At 60.1% G+C, this 22,693-nt stretch carries 20 protein-coding genes and 3 pseudogenes; 4 read left to right on the plus strand and 19 right to left on the minus strand.

Annotated elements, in window-relative coordinates:
* Window positions 1-55: 55 nt before the first annotated feature.
* On the minus strand, window positions 56-823 hold the full coding sequence (locus IQK56_RS17920; RefSeq protein WP_122308826.1) for a sulfite exporter TauE/SafE family protein: 768 nt from the start codon (window positions 821-823) through the stop codon (window positions 56-58).
* 99 nt (window positions 824-922) lie between these two features.
* Between IQK56_RS17920 and IQK56_RS17925 the strand changes: the two genes are divergently transcribed.
* The 4 genes and pseudogenes from IQK56_RS17925 (at window position 923) to leuA (ending at window position 6,030) form a co-directional block, all read left to right on the plus strand.
* Window positions 923-1,813 carry a LysR substrate-binding domain-containing protein gene (locus tag IQK56_RS17925; RefSeq protein WP_193901769.1) on the plus strand — a complete coding sequence of 297 codons (891 nt, stop codon included), beginning with the start codon at window positions 923-925 and terminating at the stop codon, window positions 1,811-1,813.
* A gap of 10 nt (window positions 1,814-1,823) precedes the next feature.
* Window positions 1,824-3,202: pseudogene (xseA, locus tag IQK56_RS17930) on the plus strand (exodeoxyribonuclease VII large subunit).
* 3 nt (window positions 3,203-3,205) lie between these two features.
* Window positions 3,206-4,027: a M23 family metallopeptidase gene (locus IQK56_RS17935; protein ID WP_193901770.1), complete on the plus strand. Its 822-nt coding sequence runs from the start codon at window positions 3,206-3,208 to the stop codon at window positions 4,025-4,027.
* A 324-nt stretch (window positions 4,028-4,351) separates the two neighbouring features.
* Window positions 4,352-6,030, plus strand: a pseudogene (gene leuA, locus IQK56_RS17940) (2-isopropylmalate synthase).
* 163 nt (window positions 6,031-6,193) lie between these two features.
* On the opposite strand, the gene IQK56_RS17945 reads toward leuA, so the two are convergent.
* The 18 genes and pseudogenes from IQK56_RS17945 to IQK56_RS18030 form a co-directional block, all read right to left on the minus strand.
* Window positions 6,194-6,985, minus strand: a complete 792-nt coding sequence (locus tag IQK56_RS17945; protein ID WP_193901771.1) for an amidohydrolase — start codon at window positions 6,983-6,985, stop codon at window positions 6,194-6,196.
* Window positions 6,973-8,121, minus strand: a complete 1,149-nt coding sequence (locus IQK56_RS17950; RefSeq protein WP_150677287.1) for a pyridoxal phosphate-dependent aminotransferase — start codon at window positions 8,119-8,121, stop codon at window positions 6,973-6,975. Before IQK56_RS17950 ends, IQK56_RS17945 begins: the two co-directional genes overlap by 13 nt.
* Before the next feature lie 193 nt (window positions 8,122-8,314).
* Window positions 8,315-9,784, minus strand: coding sequence for a ribosome biogenesis GTPase Der (gene der / locus IQK56_RS17955; protein ID WP_112196675.1), 1,470 nt, complete (start codon window positions 9,782-9,784; stop codon window positions 8,315-8,317).
* 134 nt (window positions 9,785-9,918) lie between these two features.
* Window positions 9,919-11,070 carry an outer membrane protein assembly factor BamB gene (gene bamB, locus IQK56_RS17960; protein ID WP_099585610.1) on the minus strand — a complete coding sequence of 384 codons (1,152 nt, stop codon included), beginning with the start codon at window positions 11,068-11,070 and terminating at the stop codon, window positions 9,919-9,921.
* Window positions 11,063-11,704, minus strand: a complete 642-nt coding sequence (locus IQK56_RS17965; protein WP_122308838.1) for a YfgM family protein — start codon at window positions 11,702-11,704, stop codon at window positions 11,063-11,065. Before IQK56_RS17965 ends, bamB begins: the two co-directional genes overlap by 8 nt.
* A 41-nt stretch (window positions 11,705-11,745) precedes the next feature.
* Complete coding sequence (hisS, locus tag IQK56_RS17970) at window positions 11,746-13,035, minus strand: histidine--tRNA ligase (RefSeq protein WP_150761352.1); 1,290 nt, start codon at window positions 13,033-13,035, stop codon at window positions 11,746-11,748.
* Window positions 13,036-13,058: 23 nt separating this feature from the next.
* The gene (ispG, locus tag IQK56_RS17975) at window positions 13,059-14,168 is read right to left on the minus strand and encodes a flavodoxin-dependent (E)-4-hydroxy-3-methylbut-2-enyl-diphosphate synthase (protein ID WP_099585613.1); all 1,110 of its coding nucleotides are present in this window, start codon (window positions 14,166-14,168) and stop codon (window positions 13,059-13,061) included.
* 2 nt (window positions 14,169-14,170) lie between these two features.
* Window positions 14,171-15,160 (minus strand): RodZ domain-containing protein, encoded by a 990-nt coding sequence (locus IQK56_RS17980; RefSeq protein WP_193901772.1) that lies wholly within the window; start codon window positions 15,158-15,160, stop codon window positions 14,171-14,173.
* Window positions 15,160-15,917, minus strand: a pseudogene (gene pilW, locus IQK56_RS17985) (type IV pilus biogenesis/stability protein PilW). The gene IQK56_RS17980 and the pseudogene pilW overlap by 1 nt, the downstream one beginning before the upstream one ends.
* Before the next feature lie 12 nt (window positions 15,918-15,929).
* Window positions 15,930-17,078, minus strand: a complete 1,149-nt coding sequence (rlmN, locus tag IQK56_RS17990; RefSeq protein ID WP_099585616.1) for a dual-specificity RNA methyltransferase RlmN — start codon at window positions 17,076-17,078, stop codon at window positions 15,930-15,932.
* 29 nt (window positions 17,079-17,107) lie between these two features.
* Window positions 17,108-17,533: a nucleoside-diphosphate kinase gene (gene ndk / locus IQK56_RS17995; RefSeq protein ID WP_003175956.1), complete on the minus strand. Its 426-nt coding sequence runs from the start codon at window positions 17,531-17,533 to the stop codon at window positions 17,108-17,110.
* An 88-nt stretch (window positions 17,534-17,621) separates the two neighbouring features.
* The gene (gene iscX / locus IQK56_RS18000) at window positions 17,622-17,822 is read right to left on the minus strand and encodes a Fe-S cluster assembly protein IscX (RefSeq protein WP_193862069.1); all 201 of its coding nucleotides are present in this window, start codon (window positions 17,820-17,822) and stop codon (window positions 17,622-17,624) included.
* A gap of 13 nt (window positions 17,823-17,835) precedes the next feature.
* Window positions 17,836-18,177: an ISC system 2Fe-2S type ferredoxin gene (gene fdx, locus IQK56_RS18005; RefSeq protein WP_003175958.1), complete on the minus strand. Its 342-nt coding sequence runs from the start codon at window positions 18,175-18,177 to the stop codon at window positions 17,836-17,838.
* A gap of 3 nt (window positions 18,178-18,180) precedes the next feature.
* Window positions 18,181-20,043, minus strand: coding sequence for a Fe-S protein assembly chaperone HscA (hscA, locus tag IQK56_RS18010; RefSeq protein WP_193862070.1), 1,863 nt, complete (start codon window positions 20,041-20,043; stop codon window positions 18,181-18,183).
* Window positions 20,044-20,094: 51 nt separating this feature from the next.
* Window positions 20,095-20,616 (minus strand): co-chaperone HscB, encoded by a 522-nt coding sequence (hscB, locus tag IQK56_RS18015; RefSeq protein WP_099585619.1) that lies wholly within the window; start codon window positions 20,614-20,616, stop codon window positions 20,095-20,097.
* Between the two features lie 8 nt (window positions 20,617-20,624).
* The gene (gene iscA, locus IQK56_RS18020) at window positions 20,625-20,948 is read right to left on the minus strand and encodes an iron-sulfur cluster assembly protein IscA (RefSeq protein ID WP_003209680.1); all 324 of its coding nucleotides are present in this window, start codon (window positions 20,946-20,948) and stop codon (window positions 20,625-20,627) included.
* 28 nt (window positions 20,949-20,976) lie between these two features.
* Window positions 20,977-21,363: a Fe-S cluster assembly scaffold IscU gene (gene iscU / locus IQK56_RS18025; RefSeq protein WP_003209682.1), complete on the minus strand. Its 387-nt coding sequence runs from the start codon at window positions 21,361-21,363 to the stop codon at window positions 20,977-20,979.
* Between the two features lie 99 nt (window positions 21,364-21,462).
* Window positions 21,463-22,677 carry an IscS subfamily cysteine desulfurase gene (locus tag IQK56_RS18030; RefSeq protein ID WP_078738990.1) on the minus strand — a complete coding sequence of 405 codons (1,215 nt, stop codon included), beginning with the start codon at window positions 22,675-22,677 and terminating at the stop codon, window positions 21,463-21,465.
* Window positions 22,678-22,693: the final 16 nt, after the last annotated feature.

Genomic DNA, 22,693 nt, shown 5'->3' on the forward strand with positions numbered 1-22,693 from the left:
GCTTGCCCCCGAAGAGGCCCTAAAGGCTGGCAGCTTAATCCCTGAAAAAACCAGGTCAAGTACTCAAGTAGCGCCCAATCAATGCAATGCCGCTGGCCAGCACCAGCCACGTCACCAACCGCACAAACGCCTCACGGGACATGCGCATCGTCAGCCTGCGCCCAAACCACAGCCCAAGGCCCATCGCCGGCAGCAGGCACAACGCCAACAGCAACAGCGGCACATCCGCATACACCCCGGCAACCAGGAACAGGCTCAGGCGCACCACGGTGCTGCAACTGATCAGCGCACTTTGCGTCGCCCGCGCCGCGTCTTTGGGCAAACGGCTGTTCAGGTAGATCGCATATAAAAAGCCACCACTGCCAAACAGCGCGCCAAACAGGCCGCCGACGGTACCCATGGGAATCGACCAGCCTTTGGCGAGCTGGGTGGGACGGGCTTTCACTGACAGGCTGTAAATCGCGTAGGCACTGATAAACAGGCCCATCAGCAACAGCAACAGGTCCGAATGCAAGTTGAGCAAAAACACCACGCCGAGCGTGCAGCCAACGGCCATGCACGGCAGCAGTCGCAGCAGTTCCGCCTTGTTCACGTCCCGCCGTGTTTGCAGCAGGCCGCCAAAGGCCGCGACAAAATCCAGCAGTACCAGCAACGGGATGATCTTCGACAGCGGCATAAACAGAATCAGGATCGGCCCCGCCACCAGCGCCGTACCGAAGCCGGCAATGCCAAACACGATGTACGCCATGACGACGCCCAGGCCGATCACCAGCCACTCCACACCGCTAAACGACCACTGGCTCATCAGCTCAACCGGGCTCATGGCGTATTCCTTGAAAGAGACAGTCAACACTTTAGCCATTGGCGAGGGTTGCGACTAATATCGTCAAAGCCCTCTACCCATCTCGAAAAGGCATGACGCGTGATTTCCACTCGCCAACTGCGCTACTTCGTCGAAATTGCCGACAGTGGCAGCTTCAGCGCCGCCGCCGAACGCCTGTTCGTTGCGCAATCGGCCCTGAGCCGACAGATCAAGGAGCTGGAAAACCAGCTGCAAACGCCGTTGTTCGAACGCACTGCGCGCCAGCCACGCCTGACCGCGGCCGGTGAAGCGTTCTACCCAAGGGCACGCAACCTGCTGAGCGAGCTGCTCAAGGCCAGTGAAACCGCGACCCAGGTCGGCAACGGCCAACTCGGCACCCTGCGCCTGAGCCATTCGAGCACCGTGCCGATGAGCGGCGTTTTATTGCAGGGCATCAGCACGTGGCTGGAGCGCTGCCCCGGCGTTTCGATGGACATCGTCAAACTGTCCTCGGAAGCGCAACTGGAGCAGATCGCCGACGGTCGCCTGGACGTCGGCCTGTTACGGCTGCCGGTGCTGCGCCAGCGTGAAGGGGTCCGTGTGGAACCTTTATATAAGGAGCAATTGCTGCTGGCGGTGCCGCCGAATCACCGACTGGCAAGTAGCAACGAGCCCGTCGGCCTGGAGCAGCTCAAGGATGAAGCGTTTATCTCGATCCCCCATCCACAACGTGGTGGACTGAGTTATCTGTCAGCCGAACTCTGCATGCGCGCCGGATTTTTCCCCAAGGCTGCGCGGGTCATATCACGTAAGACCACTCAGCTACAGTTGATCCAGGCCGGCTTCGGTATTGCCCTGTTACCAAAATCCATGCAGGACATCGCCCCCGCCAATGTGCACTTTTTAGCCCTGGCTGACCCGGATTGCCTGAGCACCGTGGCCCTGGCCTGCCCGCAGGCGCCGAGCCGGTTGGTGGAGCAGTTCTGTCAAACCTTGCACGAATGCCTATAAACTGCCGCCCATGATTAAAGACCCCTTTGCCCGCCTGGGCCTGGACCGCGAAGTCCTGACTGTCAGCCAACTCAACGGCCGTGCGCGGGTGTTGCTGGAAGACGTGTTCACCAATATCTGGGTCGAAGGCGAGATTTCCAACCTCGCCCGCCCGGCATCCGGCCATGTGTATTTCACCCTCAAGGACAGCGGCGCCCAGGTGCGTTGTGCCTTGTTCCGCAACAATGCCGCACGGGTGCGCCAGGCGCTGAAGGATGGCCTGGCGGTGAAGGTGCGCGGCAAGGTCTCGCTGTTCGAGGGCCGTGGCGACTACCAGTTGATCCTCGACACGGTGGAGCCGGCCGGTGATGGCGCGCTGCGCCTGGCGTTCGATGCCCTGAAGGAAAAGCTCAGCGCCGAAGGCCTGTTCAGCGCCGAGCGCAAAGTGCCGCTGCCGGCCCATCCTCGACGCATTGGCATTATCAGCTCGCCCACCGGCGCGGTGATCCGCGACATCATCAGCGTGTTCCGCCGCCGGGCGCCGAACATTGAGCTGACCTTGATCCCCACCGCCGTACAAGGTCGTGAAGCGATCGCGCAGATTGTGCGGGCGCTGAAACTCGCCGACGCCCGCGGTTTTGACGCACTGATCCTGGCCCGTGGCGGCGGCTCCCTGGAAGACCTCTGGTGCTTCAACGAAGAAGCCGTCGCCCGCGCAGTGGATGCGTGCGTCACGCCCATCGTCAGCGCCGTCGGCCATGAAACCGACGTGTCCATCAGCGACTTCGTGGCGGACGTGCGTGCGCCTACGCCGTCTGCGCCGCCGAGTTGCTGGCACCGGACGCCAGCCATCTGGTGCGCCAGGTCGAGAACCTGCATCGGCGCCTGGTGATGCTGATGCGCAATCGCCTGACCCACGATCGCCTGCGCCTCGAAGGCATGGCCCGTCGCCTGCGCCACCCCGGCGAACGTCTGCGCCAGCAGGCCCAGCGCCTGGATGACCTGGACATGCGCCTGCGCCGCGCATTCGAACGCAGCCTCAACACCCGGCGCGAGCGCCTGATCCGCCTGGAAACCCGCCTTGCCGGCCAGCACCCCGGCCGTCAACTGGCCCTACTGCGCCAGCGCCTGGACAGCCTCGCCGAACGCCTCCCCCGCGCCATGCGCGAAGGCCTGAAGGCCCGTCGCCTGCAACTGCAAAGCCAGGTGCAGACGTTGCAGGTGGTCAGCCCGCTGGCGACCTTGGCCCGTGGCTACAGCATCCTGCTGGATGAGCGCGGCCAGGCCATTCGCAACGCGGCGCAAACCCACACCGGCCAACGCCTCACTGCGCGTCTCGGTGAAGGCCAATTGCAAGTGCGGGTGGAAGACAACCACCTGACACCCGTCACCCTTTCGTTATTGGATTGATTGATGCCTCGTCTCTTTAGCTTGTTGATGCTGCTGTGCCTTGCCTTTAATGCCCACGCCGATAGTTATATCAGCCGTACATTAAACAAACCGGTGCCGGGTGGCGTGGCCGTGGTCGAAATGGGCCCTTCGGCCACAGCACCGAAAGCGACCTATCAAGGCAAGCCGGTGCTGGTGGTCAAGGAACAGGACAACTGGCTGGCGATTGTCGGCATCCCGCTGAGCGTCAAGCCGGGCAACGAGCGCATCAGCAGCGGTAGCCGCAGCCTGCCGTTTATCGTCGGCTACAAGAAATACCCGGAACAACGCATCACCCTGAAGAACAAAAGCCAGGTCAACCCCGACCCGGCCCAGCTCAAGCGCATCGAAGGCGAACTGGCCGTGCAACTCAAGGCCTACCGCAGCTTCAGCCCCAACCTGCCGAGCAACCTGGTGCTGGATAAACCGGTGAACGGGCCGCTGTCGAGCAAGTTCGGCGTGCGTCGCTTCTTCAACGGTGAAGAACGCAACCCGCATTCGGGCCTGGACTTCGCCGTGCCGGCCGGTACGCCGATCAAGACGCCGGCGAACGGCAAGGTGATCCTGGTCGGCAACTACTTCTTCAATGGCAACACGGTGTTCGTCGACCACGGCCAGGGCTTTATCAGCATGTTCTGTCATATGTCGAAGATCGACGTGAAAGTCGGCCAGCAACTGGTGCGCGGGACGGTGGTAGGCAAGGTCGGCGCGACGGGCCGCGCCACCGGGCCACATATGCACTGGAACGTCAGCCTCAACGATGCACGGGTGGACCCGGCGATCTTTATCGGCGCGTTCCAGCCCTGAATAACTCGATTGCGCGCGCTGCAAAGCACGCGCAATTAAATTCAGCGCTTGCCAATTTCCCAAGCATAAAATCTCGATTCCTACGCAAATAGCAGAACTTCTCTCAATTTTTTTCGACTGCTTGCCATCTTTCACCCCGGCGGTTAGGGTTGAGCTTATGAAAACCTCTCACACCCTCATTCAGCTTCGCCAGCACCGCAGCCTGTGCCTCGTCAGCGCACGACTGCCAGGCTGAATCGATCTGCCTCGTCTCTACGCTTTATCCCCAAAAACAGTTCCACGGCAGGCCGCCTTTTCTCGGCCCCTACAACAAAGGATTTCCCGATGAGCATGCTCAAAGACCCGTCTTCGAAGTACCGCGCGTTTCCGACCATCGATATCCCGGACCGCACCTGGCCGTCGAAGACCATCACCGAAGCGCCGATCTGGTGCAGCTCCGACCTGCGTGACGGCAACCAGTCGCTGATCGAACCGATGGACGCGGTGAAAAAACTGCGCTTCTGGAAGACCCTGGTCGCCGTGGGCGTGAAGGAAATCGAAGCGTCGTTCCCCGCCGCATCGCAAACCGACTTTGACTTCGTACGAACACTGATCGAAGACAACCACATCCCCGAGGACACCACCATCCAGGTGCTGACCCAGGGCCGTGAAGACTTGATCGCACGCACCTTCGAATCCCTGCGCGGCGCCAAGAAAGCCATCGTGCATTTGTACAACGCCACCTCGCCGTCCTTCCGCCGTATCGTGTTCAACCAGGACAAGGACGGTATCAAGGCCATCGCGGTCAACGCGGCGAAGCTGTTCGTCAAATACGCTGCCCAGCAGCCGGAAACCCAGTGGACCTTCGAGTACTCCCCGGAGACCTTCAGCGCCACTGAGCTGGAATTCGCCAAGGAAGTCTGTGACGCCGTGATCGAGGTGTGGAACCCGACGCCTGAGCACAAGATGATCCTCAACCTGCCGGCCACCGTGGAATGCGCCACGCCGAACATCTATGCCGACCAGATCGAGTGGTTCGTCGCCATATCAACCGCCGTGACAGCGTGATCATCAGCCTGCACACCCACAACGACCGTGGCACCGGCGTGGCCGCTACCGAGCTGGGCCTGATGGCTGGCGCCGACCGTGTCGAAGGCTGCCTGTTCGGCAACGGCGAGCGTACCGGTAACGTCGACCTGGTCACCGTGGCCTTGAACATGTACACCCAGGGCCTCGACCCGCAGCTGGACTTCTCCGATATCGACGGCGTGCGCAAGGTCGTCGAAGAATGCAACCAGATCCAGGTGCACCCACGTCACCCCTACGTGGGTGACCTGGTTCACACGGCGTTCTCTGGCTCCCACCAGGATGCGATCCGCAAGGGCTTCACCCAGCAGAAAGACGATGCGCTGTGGGAAGTGCCGTACTTGCCGATCGATCCGGCCGACATTGGCCGCAGCTACGAGGCGGTGATCCGCGTGAACAGCCAGTCGGGCAAAGGCGGCATCGCCTACCTGCTGGAGCAGGAATACGACATCAGCCTGCCACGCCGCATGCAGATCGAGTTCAGCCAGGTGGTCCAGGCCGAAACCGACCGCGTGGGCCTGGAGATGACCGCCCCGCAGATCTACGCCTTGCTGCAACGCGAGTACCTGCAGGCCAACACTCCGTACGCGCTGGTCAGCCATCGCCTGCAGGAAGAGAACGGCAACAGCTCGGTGGAAGTGGAAGTCTCGGGCAAAGGCCAGGGCGAAACCAACCTGCGCTGGCACGGTAAGGGCTATGGCACCCTGGAAGCCCTGGTCGCCGCCTTGCCGATCAAGGTGGAGATCATGGACTACAACGAACACGCGATTGGCGCTGGTACCAATGCCAAGGCTGCTGCCTACATTGAATTGCGTGTGAACGGCGAGCGTCCGGTGCATGGCGTGGGCATTGACGAAAACATCACCACTGCCAGCTTCAAAGCCGTGTTCAGCGCGCTGAACCGCTCGCTGAGTCAGTTGGAAGCGAAGGCGGCCTAACACAACACCGCTGAAATGCAAAAGGCCTCTGGGTGAGAACTCAGGGGCCTTTTTGCTGGGCTTTATATTTGCGGTGTCTGTGAGGTCCTCATCGGGGGCAAGCCCCTCCCACATTTGGAATGCGTTTCCCTGTGGGAGGGGGCTTGCCCCCGATAGCGGCCTGTCAGACAAACTGAAAGCTATCGGCATCCAGGTTCGCCGGAAACCGAGTGCGATACGCCGCCAGTTCAGCCGCGTCCAGGCAGACCTGAAACACCCCGTCCGCCTCTCCAGCGCTGAGCAGGGTTTCTCCCTGGAAATCCAGCACCTGGCTGTCCCCGGTGTAGGCAAAGCCCTTACCGTCCGTACCCACCCGATTCACTGCCGCCACGTAGCACAGGTTTTCGATGGCACGCGCTGGCAGTAAACGGTTCCAATGCTGACGCCGCGCCCCCGGCCAGTTCGCGGTGTACAACAGCAGGTCCGTATCCTGGGCATCGCGGCTCCACACCGGAAAGCGCAGGTCGTAGCAAATCAGCGGCCGGATACGCCAGCCCTTCAATTCAAACTGCACCTGCCGATCGCCAGGGGTGTAGTGATCGTGCTCGCCGGCCATACGGAACAGGTGGCGCTTGTCGTAATGCAGCACTTCCCCATCGGGACGCGCCCACAGCAGGCGGTTGCGGTGGCTGCCGTCGGCGGCCTGGATGATCACACTGCCGGTGATCACGGCGTTGTATTTGACCGCCTGGGCTTGGAGCCATCGATGGGTAGGACCGTTTTCCGGTTCAGCGAGGGTGGCCGACGCCATGGAGAATCCGGTGGTGAACATCTCCGGCAGTACGATCAGGTCGGCGCCCCTGGCTTGCTCCAGCAGCAGGTCGAAGTGTTCGAGGTTGGCCTGACGGTCGTGCCACGCGAGGGTGGTCTGGACCAGGGCGAGCGTCAGGTTTGGCAGCGCACTCAGATCACGCATAGTTTTTCAGCTGCTTGACGCAGCGTCTCCTCGCGTTTGGCAAAGCACAGGCGCACCAGGCGCTGGCCTTGGGGTGGGGTCTGGTAGAACACCGAGACCGGGATGGTCGCGACGCCGTGTTCGCGGGTCATCCACAGGGACATGGCGACATCATCCAGGTCCGGGCGAATTTGTGAGTAATCCACCAGTTGGAAGTAGGTGCCGGTCACCCGGGTAAAACTGAATCGCGACGGTTCCAGCAAGTCGCAAAACAGGTCGCGCTTGGCCTGATAGAACGCGGGCAATTCGTCGACATGCTCCGGGTGGTCGGCCATGAAATCCGCCAGCGCGAACTGCAATGGCGTCACGCCGCAAAAGTTGACGTACTGGTGCACCTTACGCAGCTCGGCCGTCAGGGCCGGTGGCGCGACCACATAGCCGGTTTTCCAGCCGGTCACGTGGTAGGTCTTGCCAAAAGAGCTGACCACGAACGCACGTTGATACAGCTCTTCGTGGGCCAGCACACTGACGTGGGAGACGCCGTCGAAGACCAGATGCTCGTAGACCTCGTCGCTGACCAGGTAGATATCGCGGTCGCGGATCAATTCGGCCAACTGGTCCAGCTCGGCGCGGCTGATCAGGGCGCCGGTGGGGTTGTGTGGGGTGTTGAGGATGATCATGCGCGTACGCGGCGACAACGCGGCCTTGATCTTCTCGAAGTCCAGCGCAAAGCCTTGCAGGCTCAGTTGCACATGCACGCAGCGACCACCGGCCAGCTCCACCGAGGGCTCGTAGCTGTCGTAGCTGGGGTCGAACACGATGACTTCGTCACCACTACGAATCACCGCCTGGATCGCGCAGAAGATTGCCGCCGTGGCGCCTGGGGTGATGGTCACTTCGCTGTCAGGGTCAACCGTGGCGCCGTAGCTGCGGGCGATCTTGGCCGACACTTGCTGGCGCAGGGCTGGCAGGCCGGTCATCGGGGAATATTGGTTGTGCCCGCTGGCTACGTGCTTGCCCACCGCATCGAGCAACGCCTGGGGGCCATTGAAATCGGGAAAGCCCTGGGACAGGTTGAGCGCGCCGGTTTCGGCTGCGAGTTGTGACATGGTCGTGAAGATGGTGGTGCCGACATTCGGCAGCTTGCTGGTGATCATGGGAGCCCCCTTCGGGTGAGCTACAAGTTTTAAGCTGCAAGCTGCAAGCAGGTCAAGGGCCAAACCGCCAGGCACGAAAAAGGGCTCATTCAGAGCCCTTTTCGTACCTGGCGGTTTGAGCTTCAAGCTGTAAGCTGCAAGCCGCGAGCAAACCTGCTTTAGCTTGCAGCTTGTAGCTTACAACTCAAAGCTGCTACTTCTTATCCCTGCGCTTCTTGTCGGCCTTCTTGTGGTGAGTCATCAAACGACGCTTCTTGTTCACCTGACGGTCCGTCAGTGTGTTCTTGTTGCCTTCGTATGGGTTCTCGCCACCCTTGAACTCGATACGGATCGGCGTACCGACCAGTTTCAAGACACGGCGGTAGGTGTTTTCCAGGTAACGCACGTAGGACTTGGGCACCTTCTCGATCTGGTTACCGTGGATCACGATAATCGGCGGGTTGGCACCACCCAAGTGGGCGTAACGCAGTTTGATCCGGCGGTTGTTGACCATCGGCGGCGCGTGCTCGCCCACCGCGTCTTCCAGGATCTGGGTGAGGCGGTTGGTCGGCCAGCGGGTGACCGCGGATTTGAACGAGTTCTGTACGGACGCGTAGAGGTTGCCCACGCCGGTGCCGTGCAGTGCCGAGATAAAGTGGATATCGGCGAACTCAACGAAGAACAGGCGACGTTGCAGCTCGATTTTCACGAAATCGCGCTCGCTCGGCGTCATGCCGTCCCACTTGTTGATCGCGATCACCAGTGCCCGACCCGCTTCCAGGGCAAAGCCCAGCAGGTTGAGGTCGTGATCCACCACGCCTTCGCGGGCGTCCATCACGAAGATCACCACGTTGGCGTCTTTGATCGCTTGCAGGGTTTTGACCACGGAGAACTTTTCAACTTCCTCGTGGATCTTGCCGCGCTTGCGCACACCAGCGGTGTCGATCAGCGTGTACTTCTCGTCGTTACGCTCGAACGGGATGTAGATACTGTCGCGGGTGGTGCCGGGTTCGTCGTAGACGATTACACGGTCTTCACCGAGCATACGGTTGACCAGGGTCGACTTGCCGACGTTAGGGCGACCGATGATGGCGATCTTGATACCGTCTTTTTCGCTCGGGCCAGGAATGCGCTTGGCTTCCTCACCTTCGGCAACGATCTCTTCTTCACCTTCCTCTTCCTCAGCGTCATCCTTAGGAAAGGTGCTGAGGGCGATTTCCAGCATCTGGGTGATGCCGCGACCGTGGGCGCCGGCGACCGGGATCGCATCGCCCAGGCCCATCGGGCTGAATTCGGCACGGGCCGCCTCAGGATCGATGTTATCGATCTTGTTCGCGACCAGGTAGGAACGCTTGTTGCGCTTGCGCAGGTGCTCGCCAATCATCTGGTCGGCGGCGGTGTAGCCCGCGCGGGCGTCCACCAGGAACAACACGACATCGGCTTCTTCAATGGCCAGCAGCGACTGCTCGGCCATTTTTTCGTCCATGCCATGCTCATCACCGGAGATACCACCGGTGTCGACAATAATGTAGGAGCGCCCTTGCCACTTTGCCTCACCGTATTGGCGATCACGGGTCAGACCGGACAAGTCGCCGACAATGGCGTCGCGAGTCCTGGTCAGGCGGTTGAACAAGGTGGACTTGCCGACGTTAGGTCGGCCCACCAGGGCAATTACGGGAACCATGCGGCTCTCCACTTCGTTATTTCAGAAAATACAAAAGCCGCTGCAGGGCAGCGGCTGGTGCTCGGGGCAGCATCGTCAGATGCCGCATGCCCCGCCGAAGCGGGGCCGCCTGGGTGTTACCCCAAGCATAGTTCTTACTTGATGGTCAGGGCTTCCAGCTTGCCGCTGTTGCCATACACATAAAGCATGTTACCCACGACCAGCGGACGCGCACGCAGGCCGTCGCTGTCGATACGTTCACGACCTACAAAGCGACCGTCCACCTGGCTCAGCAGGTGCAGGTAGCCTTCGAAGTCGCCGACCGCTACGTAGCTGGAGAACACTTCCGGTGCCGACAGCTGACGGCGAGCCAGGGAGTCGTTGCTCCACAACGCGGTGGTGGAACGCTCATCGACACTTTCAACGGTGCCGGATGCCAGGCTGACGTAGACGCTGCCAAACCCTTGGGCGACACCGGCATAGCTGGAAGCATCACGCTGCCAGTTAACACGGCCGCTCTGCAGGTCCAGCGCAGCAACGCGGCCCTGGTAGGTGGCGACGTAGAGGGTTTCACCCGACAGCAGCAAGCCACCGTCGATGTCCACTACACGATCAAGCTCGGAACGACCTTGCGGGATGGCCACACGGGTTTCCCAGGCCGGCACGCCGTTCTGGGTGTCCAGGGCGACCACTTTACCGGTCGACAGGCCTGCGACGGCCAGATTGTTGGTCACAACCGGACCACTGGTACCGCGCAGGGTCAGCACTGCTGGCGTGCTGTCGTACAACCAACGCTGGTTGCCGGTAGCGGCATCCAGACCGATGACACGGTCATCCTGGGTCTGCACCACGACGATGTCGCCGTTGGTGGCAGGCGGTGCGAGGACTTCACTGGTCACGCGAGCGCGCCATTTCTCTTCACCGGTGCTGGAATCCAGGGCAACCACTTCGCCTTTCAGCGTGCCGACCATCACCAGGCCGTAACCCACGCCTACGGCGCCGGACACGGGCAATTCGAGGTCTTTCTTCCACTTCACGTCACCGTTCATGCGATCCATGGAGATCACTACGCCCGTCACGTCAGCGGCCACAATGTTGTCACCGTCGATTGCCGGCACCAGCATGTTGTAGGTTTCGCCCTGACCGTCACCAATGGAACGGCTCCACTGCTTTTGCAGAACGACTTCTTCCTTGAAGCTGGTCAGCTCGGCCGGAGGCAGTTCTTTCTTACTGTTGCTGCTGCAACCCGCGGCCAGAACGGCCAGAGCCAGCAATGCTGCATGTTTCCAACGGATCACGTCACGCATCCCCTTTGGCCAAGTCGTCGAGCTTGATTTGTAAGCCACCGACCGCCGCTTCATCAGACAGCGCCGCCTTGGCTTTCTTGTACGCAGCATTGGCTTCGTCGGTACGACCCAATTGGACCAACAGGTCGCCCTTGAGCTCTTCGCGAGTGGCTACAAATGCCTTGTCCGCATCGCCGTCGAGCAGTTTGAGTGCTTCGTCAGCCTTGTTCTGTGCCGCCAATACCTGAGCCAGGCGCTGACGTGCGATTTCACCCAGGGTCGGGTTGGTCGGTTTGTCGGCGATTGCTTTCAGCTCGGCGGCTGCATCATCCAACTTGCCGGTGTCGACCGCGACTTTCGCGACAAACAGACTGCCGTATTGGGCGTAGGTGCTGCCGCCGAATTCGTTTTTCAGCTTGCCGGCCAGGTCTGCGACCTGCGCAGGGTCAGGCTTGCCGCTTGGCGTCAGGGTGGTTTCCAGCAATTGCTGATAAACGATCGAGGCGCCTTGGGATTGGTTGGCCTGATACTTGGTCCAGGCTTGCCAGCCGAACACCACCACTAAAGCCAGCAGACCGCCAGTAACCAGGGGCTTGCCGTTACGCTGCCACCAGTCCTTGAACTCGGCCAGTTGCTCATCATCAGTACTCGACACCCCAATACTCCTTAATCGCTAAATTCGGCTGTTCGACAGCTTCAACCCTGCACGACGCAGGTGGCCAAGTGCGCAGCGAGCGCATCAAAGGCAATGTTCTGTTGCTCGCCCTGGCCACGCAGGGGTTTGAAACCTATCACTTGCTGGGCCAGTTCGTCATCGCCAAGGATCAGTGCATACAGCGCACCGCTCTTGTCGGCCTTCTTGAACTGGCTCTTGAAGCTGCCAGCGCCGGCATTGACCTGCAGGCGCAGGTTCGGCAGTTGATCGCGTACTTTTTCGCTCAGGGCCAGGGCCGCCAGTTCGGCTGCCTCGCCAAAGGCGCACAGGTACACGTCCACCTGACGGGAAATTTCTTGCGGGACTTGTTCCAGGGTTTCCAGCAGCAAGATCAGCCGCTCGATGCCCATGGCAAACCCCACACCGCTGGTCGGCTTGCCGCCCATCTGCTCGACCAGGCCATCGTAGCGACCACCGGCACACACGGTGCCCTGGGCGCCGAGCTTGTCGGTGACCCATTCGAATACGGTCTTGCTGTAGTAATCGAGGCCACGTACCAGCTTGGTGTTGATCACGAACGGAATACCGGCCGCATCCAGACGCGCCTTGAGGCCTTCGAAGTGAATGCGCGATTCGTCGTCCAGGTAGTCGGCCATTTTCGGCGCATTGACCAGCACGGCCTGGGTGTCGGCGTTCTTGGTATCCAGGACGCGCAGCGGGTTGGTTTTCAGACGGCGCTGGCTGTCTTCGTCCAACTTGTCCAGATGAGCCGAGAGGTACTCGACCAAGGCCACTTTGTAGCGGCCACGGGACTCACTGGTGCCCAGGCTGTTGAGCTCAAGCTTGACCGCGTCGCGGATGCCCAGCAGGCCCCACAGGCGCCAGGTGAGTACGATCAACTCGGCGTCGATATCCGGGCCATCAATGTTGAACACTTCAAGGCCGATCTGGTGAAACTGACGATAACGGCCTTTCTGTGGACGCTCGTGGCGGAACATCGGGCCGATGTACCACAGCTTCTGCGGCTGGCCTGCACCGGTGAGCCCGTGCTCAAGCACGGCGCGCACGCACGCGGCAGTGCCTTCCGGACGCAGGGTCAGGGAGTCGCCGTTGCGGTCTTCAAAGGTGTACATCTCTTTTTCGACGATATCGGTCACTTCACCGATGGAGCGCTTGAACAGCTCGGTGAACTCGACGATCGGCATGCGGATCTGCTTGTAACCGTAGTTATCCAGCAGGCGCGCGACAGTATTCTCGAAATAGCGCCACAGAGGCGTCTGCTCCGGCAGGATGTCGTTCATGCCACGAATGGCTTGCAGAGACTTGCTCACATCAAATCCTTAAATTCGTTCAATCAGCCGCGAGCGATCAGCGCTGCGTCAGCTGCGACCTTTTCGGCCGCTTTCTCGCGGATCAGTCTTTCGAGCTCATCCACCAGATTGTCATTCGTTAACTTCTGCGCCGGCTTGCCGTCGATGTAGATCAGGTTCGGTGTGCCACCGGTCAAGCCCACATGGGCCTCCTTGGCTTCACCTGGCCCATTGACCACACAGCCAATCACTGCGACATCCAGCGGTACCAGCAGGTCTTCAAGGCGCAACTCCAGGTCGTTCATGGTTTTCACCACGTCGAAGTTCTGCCGCGAGCAGCTCGGGCAGGCAATGAAGTTGATGCCACGGGAACGCAAACGCAGGGATTTGAGAATGTCGTAGCCGACTTTCACTTCCTCTACAGGGTCTGCCGCCAACGAGATGCGGATAGTATCGCCAATCCCTTCGGCGAGCAGCATACCGAGACCCACCGCAGATTTCACTGTGCCTGAGCGCAAACCGCCAGCTTCGGTGATACCCAGGTGCAACGGCTGCACGATTTCCTTGGCCAGCAGGCGGTAGGCTTCCACCGCCATGAACACGTCGGAGGCCTTTACGCTGACCTTGAAGTCCTGGAAATTCAGGCGCTCAAGGTGCTCAACATGGCGCAGTGCCGACTCGACGAGCGCCGCCGGAGTCGGCTCGCCGTATTTCTTTTGCAGGTCTTTTTCCAGGGAGCCGGCGTTGACGCCGATGCGGATCGGAATGCCACGATCACGGGCAGCGTCCACCACGGCGCGCACACGGTCTTCACGACCAATGTTGCCCGGGTTGATACGCAGGCAGTCCACACCCAGTTCGGCCACGCGCAACGCGATCTTGTAGTCGAAGTGAATGTCGGCAACCAGCGGCACCTTGACCAACTGCTTGATGCGGCCGAAAGCCTCTGCGGCGTCCATGTCCGGTACCGAAACCCGCACGATGTCCACGCCGGCAGCTTCCAGGCGGTTGATCTGGGCCACGGTGGCGGCCACATCATTGGTGTCGCTATTGGTCATACTCTGTACTGCGATGGGGGCGTCGCCGCCCACCGGCACCGAGCCGACCCAGATCTTGCGCGATACGCGACGTTTGATTGGAGATTCGCCGTGCATGACTATTGTCCCAACTTGATGCGAGCTGTCTCGCCACTGGTGAACGGCGCCACGTCCACAGGCTGGCCGTTGTAGGCCACTTGCGCGCCACGGGCGAAGCCCAGACGCAGCGTCAGAGGAGGCTTGCCGCCCTGGTCAAGCGTATCTCCCTTACGCTTCAGACCGCTGAACAACACTTTGCCATTGCCATCGGTGACTTGCGTCCAGCAGTCGGCAATGAAGGTCACTTGTACGCGCCCGTCACCGGCGATCAATGCCGGGGTGGTAGGCGGCGAAATAGCGGGCGCAGCCGGGGCGGCTGGTGCGGGAGTCGCTGGCGCAGGCACGACCGGCGCATGGGCCTGGGCAGTTGGCACTGCCGGGGTCGCCGGCGCTACAGGAGCCGGCACAGCGGCAGTTGCCGCAGGAGCGGTTTGCGGTGTCGGCTGCTCGGTCGGGAGCGGGGCTTCAGACGTGGCCTGGCCCTCGGCAACAGCCTGGTCTTCCGGCTCGTCCAACGGATGGATCTGGGTGGTGCCGTCGGCGCTTTCGACTTCGACGTGCTCCATGGCGTTGCTGGTCAGGTCCTTGCTGCGCTGGGAGGTCTGGTCTTGCCACCAGACAAACCCGCCACCGATCACCGCAATCAGCAGCAACAGGCTGACAATTCGCAAAATGGTATGGGAAACGCGCACCGGCTCTTCGATACGACCCAGGCCATGAACATTGCTGCCCTGGGAGTCGGTGCCCGTGAACTGGTCGAACTCCTGGACCAGAACGGTCTGGTCGATGCCCAGCAATTTGGCGTAGGCGCGGATATAGCCGCGGGCGAACGTGTGCCCAGGCAACTTATCGAACGCGCCGGCTTCCAGATTGCCCAGGGACGTGGTGGTCAAATTGAGCTTGAGGGCCACTTCCGCCAGCGACCAACCATTGCTTTCGCGGGCCTGACGCAAGGTGTCGCCTGGGTTTACGCGATTAGCTGCTACAACTTCCGGGTGCGCCGCTTTCATCATTGCTCCGACAGGTATTGCTGATATTCCGGCGTACGGGATAGAGTCGTTCGAGTTGCTGGCCAAAATGTGCGGCCGTGTCGCGTTCGTCATGAACCGTCGCCAGGCGCACACCGAGCAATAGACTACGTGCATTTTGCCCGCTGAGCAGGCTAAAACGCTCGTAATAGTCACGTGCTAGCACATAATGCCTGTCTTCGTAAGACAACTCAGCCATTTCGAGCAATGCCCGTGGCAGGCGACCGTTCAGGTGGATGGCTTTTTCCAATTGCTGACGAGCGCTGTCACGCTGGCCAAGACGCATTGAGGTCACCCCGAGGTTCTCGAACACCCGCGAACGCTCTGGGTAGAGGGTGTCGGCAGATGCTTGCTGGAAATAACGGGAAGCCTGGTCATAACGTTTCTGTTCGAACAGGAAGCTGCCGTAATTGTTCAGCAGCCGAGGATCGGCAGGACGGGAAGCCAGCGCCTTTTTGAAATACTGGTCGGCCAGCTCAGGCTCGGCCTGGGCCTGGAACACCAAGGCCAGTGCGGCAGTGGCATCGGCATCGTTGCTGTCCAGCTCAAGGGCCTTTTTCAACGGCACCTTGGCCTGCTCGCTCATGCCCTGCCGCAGGTAACCCAAGCCCAATTGCACATAGGCAACTTGCGCCTCCTCACGGCCTTTACCGGTTTGCAAAGGACTCTCATGGCCCGATGAAACACAACCGGCCCCAAGGCCAGTAACAAGCAGAAGCAGCGCGAGGCGCAAGGGCATAGAGATCCTCTCTCAGATTCGATTCACAGCGATTTGCGGCATCTCGTCGGCGGCATTCAGTTCACGCACGGCGATATAACGTTCGCTGCGACGGGTGCGATCCAGCACCTGTCCTACCAATTGGCCACAGGCGGCGTCGATGTCTTCACCACGGGTGGTGCGTACGGTGACGTTGTAGCCGGCCTGGTGCAGTTGATCCTGGAAACGACGAATGGCGTTGTTGCTCGGCCGCTCGTAGCCAGAATGGGGAAACGGGTTAAACGGGATCAGGTTGATCTTGCACGGGGTGTTCTTGAGCAACTCGATCATCTCGACCGCATGCTCGACCTTGTCGTTGATGTCCTTGAGCATGGTGTACTCAATGGTCAACACGCGCTTCTCGCCCAAGGTCGCCATGTAACGCTGGCACGATTCGAGCAGCATCTTAAGCGGATACTTCTTGTTGATCGGCACCAATTGGTTACGCAATGCGTCATTGGGTGCGTGCAGCGACAACGCCAGGGAGACGTCGATGTGCTTGGCCAGCTCATCGATCATCGGTACCACGCCGGAGGTCGACAGGGTCACGCGGCGCTTGGAAATGCCGTAGCCCAGGTCGTCCATCATCAGGTGCATGGCCGCAATCACATTGTCGAAGTTCAGCAGCGGCTCACCCATGCCCATCATCACCACGTTGGTGATGGCACGGTCGACTGTCGCCGGGACGCTGCCAAAGGATTTGTTGGCAATCCACACCTGGCCGATGACTTCGGCGGCGGTGAGGTTGCTATTGAAGCCTTGCTTGCCGGTGGAGCAGAAACTGCAATCCAGGGCACAGCCTGCCTGGGACGAAACGCACAAGGTGCCACGTTTGCCCTGGGGGATGTACACGGTCTCGACGCAGCTGCCGGACGCCACGCGCACTACCCATTTACGGGTACCGTCGGTGGAGATGTCCTCGCTGACCACTTCGGGACCACGGACCTCAGCAATGGTCTTGAGCTTGTCGCGCAAGGCCTTGCTGACGTTCGTCATGGCGTCGAAATCGTCGACACCAAAGTGGTGAATCCATTTCATTACCTGACCGGCACGGAAGCGCTTCTCCCCGATTGAGTCGAAGAATTTCTCCATTTCCGGCTGGGTCAGACCCAGCAGGTTGGTTTTAACAGTCGATGTAGTCATGGATTCACCCTCACTCTTTAAGCCAATGCTTAGCGAGCGGTTACTTCAGTAGCAGCGAAAAAGTACGAGATTTCGCGAGCGGCGGCAGCTTCGGAGTCCGAGCCGTGTACAGCGTTGGCGTCGATGGATTCAGCGAAGTCAGCACGGATGGTGCCGGCAGCAGCTTCTTTAGGGTTGGTAGCGCCCATCAGCTCACGGTTCAGAGCGATAGCGTTTTCGCCTTCCAGAACCTGAACAACAACAGGACCGGAGATCATGAAGGCAACCAGGTCGCCGAAGAAGCCACGAGCGCTGTGCTCAGCGTAGAAGCCTTCAGCTTCAGCCTTGGACAGTTGCTTGAGTTTCGAAGCTACAACCTTCAGGCCGGCTTTTTCGAAACGAGTGGTGATCTCGCCGATGACGTTTTTTGCAACAGCGTCAGGCTTGATGATGGAGAAAGTACGTTGAACAGCCATGGTGTAACTCCAGAAACGGTAATTTACGAAAAATTAAACCCGCGAATTATACGCGGGTTCAGGGGTATTGCCTAACCTGCAAGGTCGATCAGTCGATTTCTTCGATCCAGAGCTGTTGGACAGCCTCCAGAACCTTCTCGCCACAACGGCCAGAGGTACTGTCGAAATCGGGAAGCTCCATGATCCAGTGCTGCAGATCGACAAAATTAACGGTCAACGGATTCACGTCCGGCTTGGCTTCGGCCAACTCTTCAGCGATGCGTTGTACATCATTCCAACCATAGCTCATGACAGTGTCACCATCAGTGCGGCGCTTCGGCCGCATGGTTAAGCGAATATTTCGGGATTTCGACGGTAATGTCTTCAGTGCCGACCTTGGCCTGACAGCTTAGACGCGAAGTCGCCTCCAGACCCCAGGCGCGATCGAGAAAGTCTTCTTCCAGCTCGTCAGCCTCTTCAAGCGAGTTGAACCCCTCGCGAATGATGCAGTGACAAGTGGTGCAAGCGCAGACACCGCCGCAGGCACTCTCGATCTCAATGTGGTTGTCATGGGCAACTTCGAGGATGGACTTGCCGGTCTCAGCCTCAACAACCATACCGTCCGGGCAATGCTCGGCGTGTGGCAGAAAAATGACCTGCGGCATTAATTATTCCTCGATTTCATTCAGGTTGCGCCCGGCCAGTGCGGCTTTCACCGTCTGATCCATGCGGCGGGCGGCAAAGGCATCAGTCACCTGCGACAAGCGCTTGGTCTGTTGCTCGATGGCGTAACCATCGTTGCCTTTCATCAGTTCAGCCAGCTCCTGCATCTGCAGGTCGATGACCATGCGCTCTTCGGCGTCAAGCAGGCGCTCGCCATCGGCATCAAGGGCGCCCTGCACCGCTTCAAGCAGGCGCTGGGCGTCCACTTGCTGCTCGCGCAGCACACGGGCGACCTTGTCGTCACCGGCGTACTGGAACGAGTCCTTGAGCATTTTCGCGATTTCGCCGTCGGTGAGGCCATAGGACGGCTTGACCTGGATACTGGCTTCAACCCCCGAACCCAGTTCACGGGCAGCAACACTGAGCAGGCCGTCGGCGTCAACCTGGAAGGTCACGCGAATCTTCGCAGCCCCGGCAACCATGGCCGGGATGCCACGCAATTCAAAGCGCGCCAGGGAGCGGCAGTCGCTGATCAGCTCGCGCTCACCTTGCAGCACATGAATCATCATGGCCGTCTGGCCGTCTTTGTAAGTAGTGAAATCCTGGGCGCGGGCGACGGGGATGGTGGTGTTACGTGGAATCACCTTCTCCATCAGGCCACCCATGGTCTCCAGGCCCAGCGACAACGGAATCACGTCGAGGAGCAGCAGTTCGCCACCCTCGCGCTTGTTGCCGGCCAGGGTATCGGCCTGGATCGCGGCGCCGATGGCGACCACTTGATCCGGGTCGATTTCGGTCAGCGGTTGGCGACCAAAGGCTTCAGCCACGGCGTCACGAACACGCGGTACACGCGTCGAACCGCCGACCATAACCACTGCACCAACCTCTTCCAGCTCGATACCGGAATCACGCACGGCGCGGCGACAGGCCTTGAGGCTGCGAGCAACCATCGGCTCGATCAACGAATCGAAGGCTTCGCGAGTCAGTTGGGCCGACCAGTTACCGTAGGAAACCTCGACAGAAGCAGCGTCAGTCAATGCTTCCTTGGCCGCACAGGCAGTTTGCAGCAGGTTACGCTGCGCGCCCGGGTCCAGGTCAGCCGACAAACCGGCGCTGGTGATGATCCAGCCCGCGATGGCGTGGTCAAAGTCATCGCCGCCCAGGGCACTGTCGCCACCGGTGGCCAGTACTTCGAACACACCGCCGGTCAGGCGCAGGATCGAAATATCAAACGTGCCGCCGCCCAAATCGTAAATGGCGACCAGGCCTTCGGCGTGCTGATCCAGCCCGTAGGCCACAGCCGCAGCAGTCGGCTCGTTGAGCAGGCGCAGCACGTTGAGACCGGCGAGTTTTGCCGCATCCTTGGTGGCTTGGCGCTGCGCGTCGTCGAAATAGGCGGGAACCGTGATCACTGCGCCAACCAGTTCGCCACCCAAGGTGGTTTCTGCACGCTGGCGCAGCACCTTAAGGATATCGGCAGAAACTTCCACCGGGCTTTTTGGGCCCTGGACGGTGTCGATGAACGGCATGTGCGATTCGCCACCGACAAAGCGGTACGGCAACTGGTCGCCGAGCTGCTTGACGTCGGACAATCCACGACCCATCAAGCGCTTGACCGACAGCACGGTGTTCAGCGGATCGGTAGACGCCGCGAGCTTGGCCGACTCACCGACTTCGGTGCGATCAGCGTGATAGCGCACGGCCGAGGGCAGGATGACTTGGCCATCAGCGTCGGGCAGCGGTTCGGACAGGCCGCTGCGCAAGGCAGCAACCAGGGAATTGGTGGTGCCCAGGTCAATCCCCACCGCCAGGCGGCGCTGGTGCGGCTGAGGGCTTTGGCCGGGTTCGGCGATTTGCAGTAGTGCCATGGTAATCAGGTCTTATCTGTCTATCAGGCGTGCATCACGGGCAGCACTGGGTTAATCGTCGAGGCGCTCTTCTAGCTGGCGCACTTCGTAGGTGAGCTTGTCGAGGAACTGCATGCGCCGCATCAGGCGTTCGGCCTGCTCGCGTTGCGCAGCATCATCCCAACAGGCTGCGAAGCTTTCATTGAGCTCATCCTGGGCCACTTTCAGACGACGCTTGAAGACGGCGACACCGGCCACATCGGCTTCGTCGTGCAGTTCTTCGAGCTCTTCACGCCACTGCATCTGCTGCATCAGAAAGTCAGGATCATGCACCGTGACTTCAATCGGCAACTCGCCACCGTTCATCGCAAGCAGGTAACGCGCGCGCTTGGGTGGGTTTTTCAGCGTCTGATAGGCCTCATTGAGGCTGGCCGACTGTTCCAGGGCCTGGCGTTGCTCACGCTCGGAAGCGTCAGCGAAGCGGTCCGGGTGCACCCCACGCGCCAACTCTCGATAGCGCGTGGCAAGCTGCTCAAGGTCCAGCCGAAAACTCGGCTGCAGCTCGAATAAAGCGAAATGACAAGGAGTACCCACGAGTAGCCTCAGATGTTGAAGCTTTCGCCGCAGCCACACTCACCGCGTACGTTGGGGTTGTTGAACTTGAAACCTTCGTTCAACCCTTCCTTGACGAAATCGAGTTCGGTGCCGTCCAGGTAGGTCAGGCTTTTAGGGTCGATGATCACTTTCTCGCCGTGACTTTCGAACACCTGGTCTTCCTCAACCACCTCGTCGACAAACTCCAGCACGTAGGCAAGGCCGGAACAGCCCGTGGTGCGAACACCCAGACGAATCCCCTCACCTTTACCGCGCCCATTCAGGGAGCGGCGAATGTGCTGCGCTGCCGCTTCTGTCATGCTGATAGCCATCGTTGACTCCTTACTCGTCGCCAAATGCTTAGATCAAGCCTTTCTTCTGCTTGTAGTCGCGAACGGCCGCCTTGATGGCGTCTTCAGCGAGTACGGAGCAGTGGATTTTCACTGGCGGCAGGGCCAGTTCTTCGGCCAGCTGGGTGTTGCTGATAGTCACAGCCTCATCCAGGGTCTTGCCTTTCATCCATTCGGTCGCCAGGGAGCTGGAGGCGATGGCCGAACCGCAGCCGTAAGTCTTGAACTTGGCGTCTTCGATAACGCCAGCCTCGTTGACCTTGATCTGCAGGCGCATTACATCGCCGCACGCCGGGGCGCCGACCATGCCGGTGCCGACATCAGGGTCTTCCGCGTTCATCTTGCCGACGTTGCGCGGGTTTTCGTAGTGGTCGATGACCTTTTCGCTGTAAGCCATGGTACTGAATCCTCACTCATCAGGGCCGCTCTGGAACCCTGTAAAAACGCCTGCGTTTACCGCCACGTTCCTACAGAGCTTGGGTGGCGGCTTCTATATTTAGTGTGCCGCCCACTCGATCTTGGAAATATCGACACCGTCTTTGAACATGTCCCACAGCGGCGACAGAACGCGCAGCTTGTTGACAGCTTCGCAGACTTTCTGCGCGGCATAGTCGACTTGCTCTTCAGTGGTGAAGCGGCCGAAGGTAAAGCGGATCGAGCTGTGTGCCAGCTCGTCGTTGCGGCCCAGGGCGCGCAGTACGTACGAAGGCTCAAGCGAAGCCGAGGTGCAGGCCGAACCGGACGAAACCGCCAGGTCCTTGAGCGCCATGATCAGCGACTCGCCTTCGACGTAGTTGAAGCTCAAATTCAGGTTGTGCGGTACGCGGGCGGTCATGCTGCCGTTGATGTACAGCTCTTCAAGGTTCTCGACCTGCTTGTAGAAGCGATCGCTCAGGGCCTTGATGCGTACGTTTTCGGCAGCCATGTCTTCCTTGGCTACGCGGAAGGCTTCGCCCATGCCGACGATCTGGTGGGTCGCCAGGGTGCCCGAACGCATGCCGCGCTCGTGACCGCCGCCGTGCATGGTGGCTTCGATACGTACGCGCGGCTTGCGGCTTACGTAGAGGGCACCAATGCCTTTAGGGCCGTAGGTCTTGTGGGCCGAGAACGACATGAGGTCGACTTTCAGCTTGGACAGGTCGATGTCGACCTTGCCGGTGGACTGGGCCGCATCGACATGCAGCAGAATGCCCTTGGAGCGGGTCAGTTCGCCGATGGCTGCGATGTCGTTGATGGTGCCGATTTCGTTGTTCACGTGGATCACGGAAACCAGGATGGTGTCTTCACGCAGCGCGGCTTCGATCATGGCCGGGGTGACGATACCGTCGGTGGTTGGCTCGAGGTAGGTAACCTCGAAACCTTCACGCTCCAGCTGGCGCATGGTGTCGAGGACAGCCTTGTGCTCAATCTTGGTGGTGATCAGGTGCTTGCCTTTGGTCGCATAGAAATGCGCCGCGCCCTTGATTGCCAGGTTGTCGGACTCGGTGGCACCGGAGGTCCAGACGATTTCGCGCGGGTCTGCGCCAACCAGGTCAGCGACCTGGCGACGAGCGTTCTCGACCGCTTCCTCGGCTTTCCAGCCGAATACGTGGGAACGGGAAGCCGGGTTGCCGAAGTTTCCGTCAACCAGCAGGCATTCACTCATCTTTTGCGCGACACGCGGATCAACCGGGGTGGTCGCTGAGTAATCAAGGTAAATCGGCAATTTCATGGACTTTCTCCTAAAT

This window comes from Pseudomonas cyclaminis (genome assembly GCF_015163715.1).
GTDB lineage: Bacteria > Pseudomonadota > Gammaproteobacteria > Pseudomonadales > Pseudomonadaceae > Aquipseudomonas > Aquipseudomonas cyclaminis.